15 protein-coding genes are annotated in these 13,756 nt (G+C 58.1%); 14 read left to right on the top strand and 1 reads right to left on the bottom strand.

The window, feature by feature from the left end; translation table 11 throughout:
- Nucleotides 1-16: 16 nt before the first annotated feature.
- A complete protein-coding gene (gene dnaA, locus LVS58_RS18490; protein ID WP_233692239.1) occupies nucleotides 17-1,534 on the bottom strand; it encodes a chromosomal replication initiator protein DnaA in 1,518 nt (505 codons plus the stop codon).
- Between the two features lie 595 nt (nucleotides 1,535-2,129).
- Here dnaA and rpmH point away from each other — a divergent pair.
- From rpmH to LVS58_RS18420, 14 genes are all read left to right on the top strand, one after another.
- The gene (rpmH, locus tag LVS58_RS18485; protein ID WP_003253163.1) at nucleotides 2,130-2,264 is read left to right on the top strand and encodes a 50S ribosomal protein L34; all 135 of its coding nucleotides are present in this window, start codon (nucleotides 2,130-2,132) and stop codon (nucleotides 2,262-2,264) included.
- A gap of 13 nt (nucleotides 2,265-2,277) precedes the next feature.
- Nucleotides 2,278-2,682 carry a ribonuclease P protein component gene (rnpA, locus tag LVS58_RS18480; protein ID WP_003253166.1) on the top strand — a complete coding sequence of 135 codons (405 nt, stop codon included), beginning with the start codon at nucleotides 2,278-2,280 and terminating at the stop codon, nucleotides 2,680-2,682.
- Nucleotides 2,675-2,920, top strand: a complete 246-nt coding sequence (yidD, locus tag LVS58_RS18475) for a membrane protein insertion efficiency factor YidD (RefSeq protein WP_015268406.1) — start codon at nucleotides 2,675-2,677, stop codon at nucleotides 2,918-2,920. The genes rnpA and yidD overlap by 8 nt, the downstream gene beginning before the upstream one ends.
- Nucleotides 2,921-2,922: 2 nt before the next feature.
- The gene (gene yidC / locus LVS58_RS18470; protein ID WP_233692238.1) at nucleotides 2,923-4,605 is read left to right on the top strand and encodes a membrane protein insertase YidC; all 1,683 of its coding nucleotides are present in this window, start codon (nucleotides 2,923-2,925) and stop codon (nucleotides 4,603-4,605) included.
- 88 nt (nucleotides 4,606-4,693) lie between these two features.
- A complete protein-coding gene (mnmE, locus tag LVS58_RS18465; protein WP_233692237.1) occupies nucleotides 4,694-6,064 on the top strand; it encodes a tRNA uridine-5-carboxymethylaminomethyl(34) synthesis GTPase MnmE in 1,371 nt (456 codons plus the stop codon).
- Between the two features lie 535 nt (nucleotides 6,065-6,599).
- A complete protein-coding gene (gene mnmG / locus LVS58_RS18460) occupies nucleotides 6,600-8,492 on the top strand; it encodes a tRNA uridine-5-carboxymethylaminomethyl(34) synthesis enzyme MnmG (RefSeq protein ID WP_233692236.1) in 1,893 nt (630 codons plus the stop codon).
- Nucleotides 8,489-9,139 (top strand): 16S rRNA (guanine(527)-N(7))-methyltransferase RsmG, encoded by a 651-nt coding sequence (gene rsmG, locus LVS58_RS18455; RefSeq protein WP_233692235.1) that lies wholly within the window; start codon nucleotides 8,489-8,491, stop codon nucleotides 9,137-9,139. The genes mnmG and rsmG overlap by 4 nt, the downstream gene beginning before the upstream one ends.
- Before the next feature lie 18 nt (nucleotides 9,140-9,157).
- Nucleotides 9,158-9,949, top strand: a complete 792-nt coding sequence (locus LVS58_RS18450; protein ID WP_003253182.1) for a ParA family protein — start codon at nucleotides 9,158-9,160, stop codon at nucleotides 9,947-9,949.
- Between the two features lie 9 nt (nucleotides 9,950-9,958).
- The gene (locus LVS58_RS18445; RefSeq protein WP_233692234.1) at nucleotides 9,959-10,831 is read left to right on the top strand and encodes a ParB/RepB/Spo0J family partition protein; all 873 of its coding nucleotides are present in this window, start codon (nucleotides 9,959-9,961) and stop codon (nucleotides 10,829-10,831) included.
- Nucleotides 10,832-10,980: 149 nt separating this feature from the next.
- Nucleotides 10,981-11,388 carry a F0F1 ATP synthase subunit I gene (locus tag LVS58_RS18440; RefSeq protein ID WP_010955890.1) on the top strand — a complete coding sequence of 136 codons (408 nt, stop codon included), beginning with the start codon at nucleotides 10,981-10,983 and terminating at the stop codon, nucleotides 11,386-11,388.
- A gap of 16 nt (nucleotides 11,389-11,404) precedes the next feature.
- The gene (gene atpB / locus LVS58_RS18435; protein ID WP_003253188.1) at nucleotides 11,405-12,274 is read left to right on the top strand and encodes a F0F1 ATP synthase subunit A; all 870 of its coding nucleotides are present in this window, start codon (nucleotides 11,405-11,407) and stop codon (nucleotides 12,272-12,274) included.
- A 144-nt stretch (nucleotides 12,275-12,418) separates the two neighbouring features.
- Nucleotides 12,419-12,676, top strand: coding sequence for a F0F1 ATP synthase subunit C (gene atpE, locus LVS58_RS18430; protein ID WP_003097235.1), 258 nt, complete (start codon nucleotides 12,419-12,421; stop codon nucleotides 12,674-12,676).
- 56 nt (nucleotides 12,677-12,732) lie between these two features.
- A complete protein-coding gene (locus LVS58_RS18425) occupies nucleotides 12,733-13,203 on the top strand; it encodes a F0F1 ATP synthase subunit B (protein WP_010955888.1) in 471 nt (156 codons plus the stop codon).
- 12 nt (nucleotides 13,204-13,215) lie between these two features.
- Nucleotides 13,216-13,752 (top strand): F0F1 ATP synthase subunit delta, encoded by a 537-nt coding sequence (locus LVS58_RS18420; protein WP_003253191.1) that lies wholly within the window; start codon nucleotides 13,216-13,218, stop codon nucleotides 13,750-13,752.
- Nucleotides 13,753-13,756 lie beyond the last annotated feature (4 nt).

The following is a 13,756-nucleotide window of genomic DNA, read 5'->3' as shown; positions in this document are numbered from 1 at the left end:
GCTGCGCAGACGGCCATCAGGTCGTCAGCGTCCGCAGCAGGTTCTTGTAGTCCTCGCGGATGTCCGCGTCGGATTCCTTCAGTTCATTGATTTTGCGGCAGGCGTGCAGCACGGTCGTATGGTCGCGACCACCGAACATGTCGCCGATTTCCGGCAGACTGTGGTTGGTCAACTCCTTGGACAGGGCCATGGCTACCTGACGCGGGCGCGCGACAGAACGCGAACGACGCTTGGACAACAGATCGGAGATCTTGATCTTGTAGTACTCAGCGACAGTGCGCTGAATGTTATCCACACTGACCAGTTTGTCTTGCAGCGCCAACAGATCCTTGAGCGATTCACGAATCAGCTCGATGGTGATGTCACGCCCCATGAAATGCGAGTGAGCGATAACCCGCTTCAGTGCACCTTCCAGCTCACGGACGTTGGATCGAATGCGCTGAGCGATGAAAAAGGCTGCGTCGTGCGGGAGCTCGACTTTGGCCTGGTCGGCCTTCTTCATCAGGATTGCTACGCGGGTTTCCAGCTCTGGCGGCTCGACAGCCACCGTCAGGCCCCAACCAAAGCGCGACTTCAGACGCTCTTCCAGGCCTTCGATTTCCTTGGGATAGCGGTCAGAGGTAAGGATTACCTGCTGGCCCCCCTCAAGCAAGGCGTTGAAGGTGTGGAAAAACTCTTCCTGCGAGCGCTCTTTGCGAGCGAAGAACTGGATATCGTCGATCAGCAACGCGTCCACCGAGCGGTAGAAGCGCTTGAACTCGTTGATGGCATTAAGTTGCAACGCTTTGACCATGTCCGCGACGAAACGCTCCGAATGCAGGTACACCACCTTGGCATTCGGGTTCTTCTTCAGCAGGTGGTTACCCACAGCATGCATAAGGTGGGTTTTACCCAAACCCACACCGCCATATAGGAACAGTGGGTTGTAGCCATGCTTGGGGTTGTCTGCAACCTGCCAGGCAGCCGCGCGGGCGAGCTGGTTCGACTTACCTTCGACGAAGGTGTCAAAGGTGAAGGTCCGGTTCAGGTAACTGGTGTGCTTGAGCGCACCTTCCACCTGCACGGTGCGCTGTTCAGCCCGGCCACCACTGGGCGGCGCGGCAGCGGGCTCGGCCATGGCATCAAAGCTGTCACGCGAAGACGTCTCGACCAGTACAGGCTCGGCTGCTGCGACGGCGACGGATTCAACCGCTGCTGCCGGGGCGGTCTTGTGTGCCTGTGTCTGCGCCAGCGAAGCCGCAACGGCAGCGCTGACCGGCGCGTTGGGCGCAGCCCTTGGGGCCGAGCTGCGGCGGCTACCTATTAATAAGGAAAGGGCTGGTGCAATGCCGCTACCGTTCTCACCCAACAGCTCGAGTAAGCGACCCAGGTACTTTTCATTGACCCAATCGAGAACGAAACGGTTAGGCGCATAGACGCGCAACTCGTCGCCTTCGGCTTCGACCTGTAGCGGACGGATCCAGGTGTTGAATTGCTGGGCAGGCAGTTCATCGCGTAGAAGCTCCACGCACTGCTGCCAAAGTTCCACTGACACGGATATCCCCTGAGTTTGAAAGCCGGATGAGGCAAAAACAAACCGCCATTGTACCGGTCGAGCGTTCAGTTATCCACATGTGGACACGTTAGGAACCATGACAAAACAGCCATTTATCGACCAAAACGGCTTTTCGCCTCTGTGAATAAGCCCTGTGGATAAACGACCATGAGGGCTATGCACAACCCTGAGCTATAGCCTGTTGATAAACCAACTGTGGATAAAAGGTGTTTTCATCCACAGCTTGCGCTCACGATGGGAACAAGCGCAGCACGGGTTCAGAACAATGTTGTAAAACTCTGTACGCCACGTAAATCGTGGCTCAGAGCAGGTTATCCACAGAAGGTTATCCACCTAAGATTTATAAGTTCTTCAAAAAAGCTTTTTATATCTCTCTTCTTTTTTTTCATGTTGTCCTCGATCTGTATGTCTGATCAAGCACCCGTTGGGCACTGACCAACAGGCACCGTCCATCACACGCTCTATATGGAAAGACTGGTTGGAAATTGACCTATGGGCTTGCTTTCTCTAGAATCGCCGGTCTCTTAAAAAGGGGGCCATCCCGGCCCGTCGTCGACAAACCAGGTAACACGCCATGAAACGTACTTTCCAACCAAGCACCATCAAGCGCGCCCGCACCCACGGTTTCCGTGCCCGTATGGCTACCAAGAACGGCCGTGCTGTTCTGTCGCGTCGTCGTGCCAAAGGCCGTAAGCGTCTGGCCATTTGATTTTTCGGCACAGGTGGTGAGTCAGGACTTCAGTCGGGAAAAGCGACTGCTTACACCCCGGCATTTCAAAGCGGTCTTCGACTCCCCAACCGGCAAGGTTCCAGGGAAAAACCTGCTGATCCTTGCTCGCGAGAACGGCCTCGATCACCCACGCCTTGGCTTGGTAATCGGCAAGAAGAGTGTCAAGCTCGCCGTTCAGCGCAACCGCCTCAAGCGCTTGATGCGCGATTCCTTTCGTCTGAACCAGCAATTGCTTGCCGGACTGGACATCGTGATCGTCGCGCGTAAGGGATTGGGTGAGATAGAAAACCCGGAATTGCACCAACACTTTGGCAAGCTCTGGAAACGCCTGGCGCGCAGCCGGCCGACACCAGCAGTCACCGCCAATTCCGCAGGGGTAGACAGCCAAGATGCGTAAACTGGCACTCGTTCCGATCCAGTTTTACCGTTACGCCATTAGTCCTCTGATGGCCAATCACTGTCGTTTTTTCCCCAGTTGCTCCTGTTACGCGTATGAAGCCATCGAAAACCATGGCCTCTGGCGTGGTGGGTGGCTGGCCGTTCGTCGCCTGGGGCGTTGTCATCCGTGGAATGACGGCGGTTTCGACCCCGTTCCACCCGCTCCTTCCTCCCGAACTTCTTCGATAGCCGAGTAATCATGGATATTAAACGCACGATCCTGATCGCCGCGCTGGCAGTCGTGTCCTACGTCATGGTCCTGAAGTGGAACGATGACTACGGCCAGGCTGCCCTGCCGACTCAGAATACTGCTGCCAGCACTGTTGCTCCGGGCCTGCCCGATGGCGTGCCGGCCGGTAACAACGGTGCCAGCGCCGATGTACCGAGCGCCAACGCCGAATCGAGCCCTGCCGAACTGGCACCGGTTGCACTCAGCAAGGACCTGATCCGAGTCAAGACCGACGTTCTGGAACTGGCTATCGATCCGGTCGGTGGTGACATCGTCCAGCTGAACCTGCCGAAGTACCCACGCCGTCAGGACCACCCGAACATTCCATTCCAGTTGTTCGACAATGGTGGTGAACGTGTTTACCTGGCACAAAGCGGTCTGACCGGCACCGACGGCCCGGATGCCCGCGCCAGCGGCCGTCCGCTGTATGCCGCCGAACAGAAGAGCTACCAGCTGGCCGACGGCCAGCAACAACTGGTGGTAGACCTGAAGTTCAGCGACAACGGTGTCAACTACATCAAGCGTTTCAGCTTCGAGCGCGGTGAGTACGACCTGAATGTCAGCTACCTGATCGACAACCAGAGCGGCCAGGCCTGGAACGGCAACATGTTTGCCCAGCTCAAGCGTGATGCCAGCGGCGATCCGTCCTCCAGCACTGCCACCGGCACCGCTACCTACCTGGGTGCTGCCCTGTGGACAGCTTCTGAGCCTTACAAAAAGGTCTCGATGAAGGACATCGACAAAGGTAGTTTGAAAGAAAATGTGTCCGGCGGCTGGGTTGCCTGGCTGCAGCACTACTTCGTGACCGCCTGGATTCCGACCAAGTCGGACAACAACGTCGTCCAGACCCGCAAGGATAGCCAGGGCAACTACATCATCGGCTACACCGGCCCGGTTATCAGCGTACCGGCTGGCGGCAAGGTCGAAACCAGTGCCCTGCTGTACGCCGGCCCGAAGATTCAGTCCAAGCTGAAAGAGTTGTCCCCAGGCCTGGAATTGACCGTCGACTATGGCTTCCTGTGGTTTATCGCCCAGCCGATCTTTTGGCTGCTGCAACATATCCACAGCCTGCTGGGTAACTGGGGCTGGTCGATCATCGTGCTGACCATGTTGATCAAAGGCCTGTTCTTCCCGCTGTCGGCTGCCAGCTACCGCTCCATGGCGCGTATGCGTGCCGTTGCACCTAAGCTCGCCGCCCTCAAGGAACGCTTCGGTGATGACCGCCAGAAGATGTCCCAGGCGATGATGGAGCTTTACAAGAAAGAGAAGATCAACCCGCTGGGCGGCTGCCTGCCGATCCTGGTGCAGATGCCGGTATTCCTGGCCCTGTACTGGGTATTGCTGGAAAGCGTGGAAATGCGCCAGGCCCCATGGATCCTGTGGATTACTGACCTGTCGATCAAGGATCCGTTCTTCATCCTGCCGATCATCATGGGCGCCACCATGTTCATTCAGCAGCGCCTGAACCCGACTCCGCCGGATCCGATGCAGGCCAAGGTGATGAAAATGATGCCAATCATCTTCACCTTCTTCTTCCTGTGGTTCCCTGCTGGTCTGGTGCTGTACTGGGTTGTGAACAACTGCCTGTCGATTTCGCAGCAGTGGTACATCACTCGCCGTATCGAAGCAGCTACCAAAAAAGCTGCTGCTTGACGGGCTAATACGCTAGCCTGTGAATAAAAAACGCCCCCTAGTGGGGCGTTTTTGCTATCTGTCGTTTTTGTCGTAGAGGCTTTCGAGCATGAACACTGTGCGTGAAACCATCGCCGCCATCGCCACGGCCCAAGGGCGTGGCGGTGTGGGAATTGTCAGGTTGTCCGGCCCTCTGGCTGCCAAGGCCGGCCTGTTGATCACTGGCCGCACCCTGACCCCGAGGCATGCCCATTACGGTCCGTTCCGCGACGATGAAGGGCTGGTACTGGACGAAGGGATTGCTCTGTTCTTTCCCGGGCCTAATTCGTTCACTGGCGAGGACGTGCTTGAACTGCAGGGACACGGTGGCCCGGTAGTTTTGGACATGCTGCTGCAGCGCTGTGTGCAAGTCGGCTGTCGTCTGGCCCGCCCGGGCGAGTTCAGCGAGCGCGCCTTCCTCAACGACAAGCTCGACCTGGCTCAGGCCGAAGCCATCGCCGACCTGATCGAGGCCAGTTCCAGCCAGGCCGCGCGCAACGCCCTGCGCTCGCTGCAAGGGGAATTCTCCAGGCGTGTACACAGCCTCACCGAGGCGTTGATTGCCCTGCGTATCTACGTCGAGGCGGCGATCGACTTTCCCGAGGAAGAGATCGACTTCCTCGCCGATGGCCACGTGCTGTCGATGCTTGATGCCGTGCGCAGCGAGTTATCCACTGTGCAGCGCGAGGCCGGGCAGGGTGCCTTGCTGCGTGACGGCATGACGGTAGTCATTGCCGGCCGACCGAATGCCGGTAAATCGAGCTTGCTGAACCAGCTGGCCGGGCGGGAAGCTGCCATCGTCACTGACATTGCCGGCACCACGCGGGATATCCTGCGTGAACATATCCACATCGACGGCATGCCGTTGCACGTTGTCGATACTGCCGGCTTGCGCGATACCGATGACCATGTGGAAAAGATCGGTGTGGAGCGCGCCTTGAAGGCCATTGGCGAGGCAGACCGTGTGCTGCTGGTGGTCGACTCGACTGCGCCCGAGGCCAGCGACCCGTTCGCCCTGTGGCCAGAGTTTCTCGACCAGCGCCCGGACCCGGCCAAGGTCACCCTGATTCGTAACAAGGCTGACTTGAGTGGTGAGCCGGTGGCGTTGGAGCAATGCGATGATGGCCACGTCACCATCACCCTCAGCGCCAAAGGTGACGATGCGGGTCTGCAATTGCTGCGCGACCACCTGAAAGCCTGCATGGGTTATGAACAGACCGCCGAGAGCGGCTTCAGCGCTCGCCGGCGCCATCTGGATGCCTTGCGCCAGGCCAGTGAGCACCTGGAACACGGCCGAGCACAACTGACGCTGGCGGGCGCAGGGGAGCTGCTGGCAGAAGACCTGAGGCAAGCGCAGCATGCCCTGGGTGAAATCACCGGAGCATTCAGTTCTGACGACCTGCTGGGGCGGATCTTCTCCAGCTTCTGCATCGGCAAGTAATCCACAGCCCGGTACGGTCAAGCGCCGCTCCTTCGGGAGCGGCTTTTTTTTGCCTGAAATTCAGCATTACCGCACTGGCGTATGAGCGGGTTCACCCGCGAAGAGGCCGGCCCTGTCTCACATTTCTTATGCACAAGCAAAAAAACGCCCTCAGGAGCCCTGTGGAAAACCCGCCTTCAGCTCAGTTGATAAGCGTGCTTTTTTTCTGAGGAAAAACCCACCTGTGGGTAAACAGGCATTTAATCCACAGGCTAAATGACGTTATCCATAGCCCTCATGCCACTCCAGACACAGGGTTTAATTTCTCTCTACATAGCGCCATTCGTGGGATAGGAGACTTTATCCACAGATATCGTTGTGCATAAGAATAAACATAAAAACAAAGCTTTTTAAATTTCTTCTCTTTGATTTCTGTTGTTTGCCACTCATCCACAGACTGGTCAAAATTTGCTCAGACGGTTTCTTTAGTGGGGGTGAAGTCCCTATACTTGTCGGCTTACCTTCTCTATTCGCAAAAACAGGCACGAGGTGCGTGGTGGATTTCCCTTCCCGTTTTGACGTGATCGTCATCGGCGGCGGCCATGCCGGTACCGAGGCTGCGCTTGCGTCTGCACGCATGGGTGTGAAAACCCTGCTGCTGACCCATAACGTGGAAACCCTCGGTCACATGAGCTGCAACCCCGCCATCGGCGGTATTGGCAAAAGCCATCTGGTCAAAGAGATCGATGCGCTCGGCGGCGCCATGGCGTTGGCCACCGACAAGAGCGGCATTCAGTTTCGCGTTCTGAACAACCGCAAGGGCCCGGCCGTACGTGCTACCCGTGCACAAGCCGACCGCGCCATCTACAAGGCAGTGGTGCGTGAAATCCTGGAAAACCAGCCGAACCTGTGGATATTCCAGCAGTCCTGCGACGACCTGATCGTTGAGCAGGACCAGGTCAAAGGCTTGGTAACCCAGATGGGCCTGCGTTTCTTTGCCGAATCGGTGGTGCTGACTACCGGTACCTTCCTCGGCGGCCTTATCCACATTGGTTTGCAAAACCATTCCGGTGGTCGCGCCGGTGATCCACCTTCGATTGCCCTGGCCCATCGCATGCGTGAACTGCCGCTGCGCGTCGGCCGCCTGAAAACCGGTACCCCGCCACGTATTGACGGCCGCTCGGTGGACTTCTCGGTAATGACCGAACAACCAGGCGATACGCCGATCCCGGTGATGTCGTTCATGGGCAATGCCGAAATGCACCCGCGTCAGGTGAGCTGCTGGATTACCCACACCAATGCGCGCACCCACGAGATCATTGCCTCGAACCTCGACCGTTCGCCGATGTACTCGGGCGTGATCGAAGGTGTCGGTCCGCGCTACTGTCCGTCGATCGAAGACAAGATCCACCGCTTCGCCGACAAGGAAAGCCACCAGGTGTTCATCGAGCCGGAAGGCTTGAACACCCATGAGTTGTATCCCAACGGTATTTCCACTTCGCTGCCGTTCGACGTGCAACTGGAGCTGGTCCGTTCGATCCGCGGCATGGAAAATGCCCACATCGTGCGCCCGGGCTATGCCATCGAGTACGACTACTTCGATCCCCGTGACCTCAAGTACAGCCTCGAGACGAAAGTCATCGGCGGCCTGTTCTTCGCCGGGCAGATCAACGGCACAACCGGGTACGAGGAAGCCGGCGCCCAAGGCCTGCTGGCCGGGACCAACGCCGCACTGCGGGCGCAGGGCCGTGACAGCTGGTGCCCGCGCCGCGACGAGGCATACATTGGTGTACTGGTGGACGACCTGATTACCTTGGGTACCCAGGAGCCGTACCGCATGTTCACGTCGCGCGCCGAGTACCGTCTGATCCTGCGCGAAGACAACGCCGACCTGCGCCTGACTGAGAAGGGCCGTGAATTGGGCCTGATCGATGACCAGCGCTGGGCCGCGTTCTGCGCCAAGCGCGACGGTATCGAGCGTGAGGAACAGCGCCTGAAGTCGACCTGGGTTCGCCCGAATACTGCGCAAGGCCAGGCCGTTGTGGATAAGTTTGGCACTCCCCTGAGCCATGAGTACAGCCTGCTCAATCTCCTGGCGCGCCCGGAAATCGACTACGCCGGCCTGATCGAAGCGACTGGCGGTGAAGCGATCGATCCACAGGTTGCCGAGCAAGTCGAGATCCGCACCAAGTACGCCGGCTACATCGACCGCCAGCAGGATGAAATTGCCCGACTGCGCGCCAGCGAAGACACACGCCTGCCTGTGGATATCGACTACACGACGATTTCCGGCCTGTCCAAGGAGATACAGGGCAAGCTGAGCCAGACCCGTCCGGAGACGCTGGGCCAGGCTTCGCGTATCCCGGGTGTGACCCCGGCGGCGATTTCCCTGTTGCTGATTCACTTGAAAAAACGCGGCGCTGGCCGCGAATTGGAGCAAAGCGCTTGAGTTCCCTGGTAACCCCGCAACACGCTGAAGAGTTGTCCACAGGTGCGCGGCTGCTTGGTGTCGAGCTGACTGCCGAGCAGCACGAGAAGCTGCTTGGCTACCTGGCGCTGTTGATCAAATGGAACAAAGCCTACAACCTGACGGCTGTGCGCGACCCGGACGAAATGGTTTCGCGTCACCTGCTCGACAGCCTTAGCGTCATGTCTTTTATCCACAACGACCGTGATAACTGGCTGGATGTTGGCAGCGGCGGTGGCATGCCTGGCATCCCACTGGCTATCCTGCATCCACACAAGCGCGTCACCGTGCTGGACGCCAATGGCAAGAAGACCCGTTTCCTGACACAGGTGAAAATGGAACTCAGGCTAGACAACCTCACGGTTATCCACAGCCGGGTCGAGGCCTTCCAGCCGGCACAACCGTTCGACGGAATCATCTCCCGCGCCTTCAGCAGCATGGAGAACTTCACCAACTGGACCCGCCACTTGGGCGACACCGGGACGCAATGGCTTGCAATGAAGGGGCTGCATCCTGCCGATGAACTGGTAGCATTGCCCGCAGACTTCACAGTGGAAAGCGAACAGGCCCTGACCGTTCCGGGTTGCCAGGGCCAGCGCCATCTGCTGATACTGCGCCGCAAGGCATGACTGGGAACACTCGCAACAATGGCTAAGGTATTCGCAATCGCGAACCAGAAAGGTGGTGTGGGCAAGACAACCACCTGTATCAATCTCGCCGCCTCGCTGGCTGCGACCAAGCGTCGTGTCCTGCTGATCGACCTCGATCCGCAGGGCAACGCCACCATGGGCAGCGGTGTGGACAAGCACGAGCTCGAGCATTCGGTCTACGACCTGCTGATCGGGGAGTGCGACTTGGCCCAGGCTATGCACTACTCCGAGCACGGAGGCTTCCAGTTGCTGCCGGCCAACCGTGACCTGACCGCCGCTGAGGTGGTGCTGCTGGAAATGCAGGTCAAGGAAAGCCGTCTGCGCAACGCCCTGGCGCCTATTCGCGATAACTACGACTACATCCTCATCGACTGCCCGCCGTCGTTGTCGATGCTCACGCTGAATGCTCTGGTCGCTTCCGATGGCGTGATTATCCCCATGCAGTGCGAGTACTACGCACTGGAAGGTCTCAGCGACCTTGTGGATAACATCAAGCGTATCGCCGCCCGGTTGAACCCGGAGTTGAAGATCGAGGGCCTGCTGCGGACCATGTACGATCCGCGTCTGAGCCTGAACAACGATGTTTCGGCACAGTTGAAGGAGCACTTCGGCCCTCAGCTGTACGACACAGTCATTCCGCGCAACATTCGCTTGGCCGAGGCCCCCAGCTTCGGCATGCCAGCCCTTGCTTACGACAAGCAATCGCGGGGGGCACTGGCTTACCTGGCCCTGGCTGGGGAACTGGTACGCCGTCAACGCCGTCCATCACGCACTGCACAAACAACTTAAGGAATCCGTATGGCCGTCAAGAAACGGGGTCTCGGACGTGGGTTGGATGCACTGCTCAGTGGTCCTTCCGTCAGCGCGCTCGAAGAGCAGGCTGTGAAGATCGACCAGAAAGAACTGCAACACCTGCCGGTCGAGCTGGTCCAGCGCGGCAAGTATCAGCCCCGCCGGGACATGGACCCGGAGGCGCTGGAAGAGCTTGCGCACTCGATTCGCAATCATGGTGTGATGCAACCGATCGTGGTACGCCCGATTGGTGACAACCGTTACGAGATCATCGCCGGTGAGCGCCGTTGGCGCGCTACCCAGCAGGCCGGCCTGGACACGATCCCGGCCATGGTCCGCGAAGTGCCCGACGAAGCTGCCATCGCCATGGCATTGATCGAGAACATCCAGCGCGAAGACCTCAACCCCCTGGAAGAGGCCATGGCCCTGCAGCGCCTGCAACAGGAATTCGAGCTCACCCAGCAGCAGGTGGCTGATGCTGTGGGCAAGTCGCGGGTGACCGTGGCCAACCTGCTGCGCCTGATTACCTTGCCCGATGCGATCAAGACCATGCTCGCCCACGGTGATCTGGAGATGGGGCACGCCCGTGCATTGCTCGGCCTGGATGAAGATCGTCAGGAGGAGGGGGCGCGTCATGTTGTCGCACGTGGTCTCACCGTGCGCCAAACCGAGGCACTGGTCCGTCAGTGGCTCAGCGACAAGCCTGATCCGGTCGAACCGAGCAAACCTGATCCGGATATCGCACGCCTTGAACAGCGGCTCGCAGAGCGCCTGGGCTCGGCCGTGCAGATCCGTCACGGCAACAAGGGCAAAGGCCAGTTGGTTATTCGCTACAACTCGCTTGATGAGTTGCAGGGCGTGCTCGCTCACATCCGCTGAAACAATTCCTGTTGTAGCGTGAAGTCGGAAATCACTACCGAAGAGTTGAATAGGGGTTAAACCACCCCTATACTCTGCGCGCATTTTGTCGGCACAAATTATGCCAAGTCATAGCTGACTTGTTGGTCGACTTCCGAGGAGCAGTTGTGATGGAAATACGCACGCCAAACCGCCTGCCTTTCCATCGCTGGGCGGTTTTTCCGGTACTGCTGGCTCAATTTGTCGTACTGCTGCTGGCAACCTTGGTGTTGTGGCAGTGGAAAGGGTCGGTCAGTGGATATTCAGGCCTTTGCGGAGGTTTGATTGCCTGGCTGCCCAATGTGTATTTCGCCTGGAAGGCTTTTCGCTTCAGCGGGGCTCGGGCGGCACAAGCTATCGTCAAGTCGTTTTACGCTGGCGAGGCAGGCAAGATGATTTTGACGGCAGTGCTTTTTGCACTGACCTTTGCAGGAGTGAAGCCACTGGCGCCGCTGGCAGTATTCGGCGTCTTCGTGTTGACCCTTTTGGTCAGCTGGTTCGCGCCCCTGCTGATGAATAAAAGACTTTCGAGACCTTAGGGCGTTTGAGGCAACCATGGCAGCAGAAACCGCTTCGGGCTATATCCAGCACCACTTGCAGAACCTGACCTACGGTCAACTACCAGACGGCAGCTGGGGCTTCGCCCATTCGGCTGCAGAAGCCAAGGCAATGGGCTTCTGGGCGTTCCACCTGGACACCCTGGGTTGGTCCGTCGCGCTGGGTCTGATCTTCCTGTTGATCTTCCGCATGGCGGCCAAGAAGGCGACTTCCGGCCAACCTGGCGGTCTGCAGAACTTCGTTGAGGTGATGGTCGACTTCGTCAACGGCAGCGTGAAGGACTCCTTCCACGGCCGTAGCCCGGTCATTGCACCGCTGGCGCTGACCATTTTCGTCTGGGTATTCCTGATGAACGCCGTCGACCTGGTACCGGTTGACTGGATTCCTCAGCTGGCCATCCTGATTTCCGGTGATCCGCACATTCCGTTCCGCGCCGTGTCGACCACCGACCCGAACGCGACCCTGGCCATGGCCTTCTGCGTCTTCGCCCTGATCATCTTCTACAGCATCAAGGTCAAGGGACTGGGCGGCTTCATCGGTGAGCTGACCCTGCACCCGTTTGGTAGCAAGAATATCTTCGTGCAGATCCTGCTGATTCCGGTCAACTTCCTGCTGGAATTCGTCACCCTGATCGCCAAGCCGATCTCGCTGGCACTGCGTCTGTTCGGCAACATGTATGCTGGCGAGTTGGTGTTCATCCTGATCGCTGTAATGTTCGGCTCCGGCCTGCTGTGGCTCAGCGGCCTGGGTGTGGTGCTGCAATGGGCGTGGGCTGTGTTCCACATCCTGATCATCACCCTGCAAGCTTTCATCTTCATGATGCTGACCATCGTCTACCTGTCGATGGCTCACGAAGATAACCATTAAGACCGCCTGGCGTGTCTGATAGCCTTCCCTGCCTGTACGGGGGGAGGGCTTAAAAAGTCCGCAAGGGCATGCTGTACCAAACGATTTGTTTTACCGCTTCAAACTAAAAACCTAACCAATACGACGTAAAAGTCGGGAGGAAAGATGGAAACTGTAGTTGGTCTGACCGCTATCGCTGTTGCTCTGCTGATCGGCCTGGGTGCTCTGGGTACCGCCATTGGTTTCGGCCTGCTGGGCGGCAAATTCCTGGAAGGCGCTGCTCGTCAACCAGAAATGGTTCCGATGCTGCAGGTCAAAATGTTCATCGTTGCCGGTCTGCTCGACGCCGTAACCATGATCGGTGTTGGTATCGCTCTGTTCTTCACCTTCGCGAATCCGTTCGTTGGTCAGATCGCCGGCTAATCACTCGTTACCACGAGTTGATGGCTGTATGAATTAAGACCGAGCGAGGTGTTGGCGTGAACATTAATGCAACCCTGATTGGCCAATCCGTTGCTTTCCTGATTTTTGTACTCTTCTGCATGAAGTATGTATGGCCTCCGGTCATCACTGCCCTGCAAGAGCGCCAAAAGAAGATTGCCGACGGCTTGGACGCTGCCAACCGCGCAGCTCGCGACCTGGAGCTGGCCCAAGAGAAAGCGGGTCAGCAACTGCGTGAAGCTAAAGCACAGGCAGCCGAAATCATCGAGCAAAGCAAGAAACGCGCTGCTCAGCTTGTCGACGAAGCCCGTGAACAGGCTCGCGTTGAAGCTGACCGTGTGAAGGCTCAGGCTCTGGCCGAGATCGAACAGGAACTGAACAGCGCTAAAGACGCCCTGCGTGCCCAAGTGGGTGCTCTGGCCGTTGGTGGTGCTGAAAAGATCCTTGGCGCCACAATCGATCAAAACGCGCATGCGGAGCTGGTTAACAAACTGGCCGCTGAAATTTAAGCGAGGGCGATCATGGCAGAACTGACCACGTTGGCCCGACCTTACGCTAAGGCTGCCTTTGAGCATGCCCAGGCCCATCAGCAACTGGCCAATTGGTCAGCCATGCTCGGCCTGGCTGCTGCGGTGTCGCAAGACGACACCATGCAGCGCCTGCTCAAGGCCCCGCGACTGACGAGCGCAGAAAAGGCCGCCACGTTCATTGACGTGTGCGGTGACAAGTTCAATGCACAGGCACAGAATTTCATTCATGTTGCCGCGGAAAACGACCGTCTCCTGCTTCTGCCGGAGATTGCCGCTCTGTTCGACCTGTACAAGGCCGAGCAAGAGAAATCCGTGGACGTGGAAGTCACCAGTGCCTTCGCGTTGAACCAAGAACAGCAAGACAAACTCGCCAAGGTTCTCAGTGCACGGTTAGGCCAGGAAGTGCGCCTGCACGCGTCGGAGGATGCCAGCCTGATTGGCGGCGTCGTCATCCGCGCCGGTGACCTGGTAATCGATGGCTCTGTTCGCGGCAAAATCGCGAAACTGGCCGAAGCATTGAAATCTTGAGTTT

It is taken from the genome of Pseudomonas sp. JR33AA, from assembly GCF_021378985.1.
In the GTDB taxonomy this organism is placed as follows: Bacteria; Pseudomonadota; Gammaproteobacteria; order Pseudomonadales; family Pseudomonadaceae; genus Aquipseudomonas; species Aquipseudomonas alloputida.
Note: the sequence above shows the minus strand (reverse complement) of the source record. Positions and strands in the feature narration are given on the sequence as shown.

Excerpts from the sequence above, each read along its gene's own strand:
- rpmH (WP_003253163.1), top strand. The coding sequence starts at position 2,130 with ATGAAACGTACTTTCCAACCAAGCACCATCAAGCGCGCCCGCACCCAC.
- yidD (WP_015268406.1), top strand. The coding sequence starts at position 2,675 with ATGCGTAAACTGGCACTCGTTCCGATCCAGTTTTACCGTTACGCCATT.
- yidC (WP_233692238.1), top strand. The coding sequence starts at position 2,923 with ATGGATATTAAACGCACGATCCTGATCGCCGCGCTGGCAGTCGTGTCC.
- mnmE (WP_233692237.1), top strand. The coding sequence starts at position 4,694 with ATGAACACTGTGCGTGAAACCATCGCCGCCATCGCCACGGCCCAAGGG.
- LVS58_RS18450 (WP_003253182.1), top strand. The coding sequence starts at position 9,158 with ATGGCTAAGGTATTCGCAATCGCGAACCAGAAAGGTGGTGTGGGCAAG.
- LVS58_RS18445 (WP_233692234.1), top strand. The coding sequence starts at position 9,959 with ATGGCCGTCAAGAAACGGGGTCTCGGACGTGGGTTGGATGCACTGCTC.
- LVS58_RS18440 (WP_010955890.1), top strand. The coding sequence starts at position 10,981 with ATGGAAATACGCACGCCAAACCGCCTGCCTTTCCATCGCTGGGCGGTT.
- atpB (WP_003253188.1), top strand. The coding sequence starts at position 11,405 with ATGGCAGCAGAAACCGCTTCGGGCTATATCCAGCACCACTTGCAGAAC.
- atpE (WP_003097235.1), top strand. The coding sequence starts at position 12,419 with ATGGAAACTGTAGTTGGTCTGACCGCTATCGCTGTTGCTCTGCTGATC.
- LVS58_RS18420 (WP_003253191.1), top strand. The coding sequence starts at position 13,216 with ATGGCAGAACTGACCACGTTGGCCCGACCTTACGCTAAGGCTGCCTTT.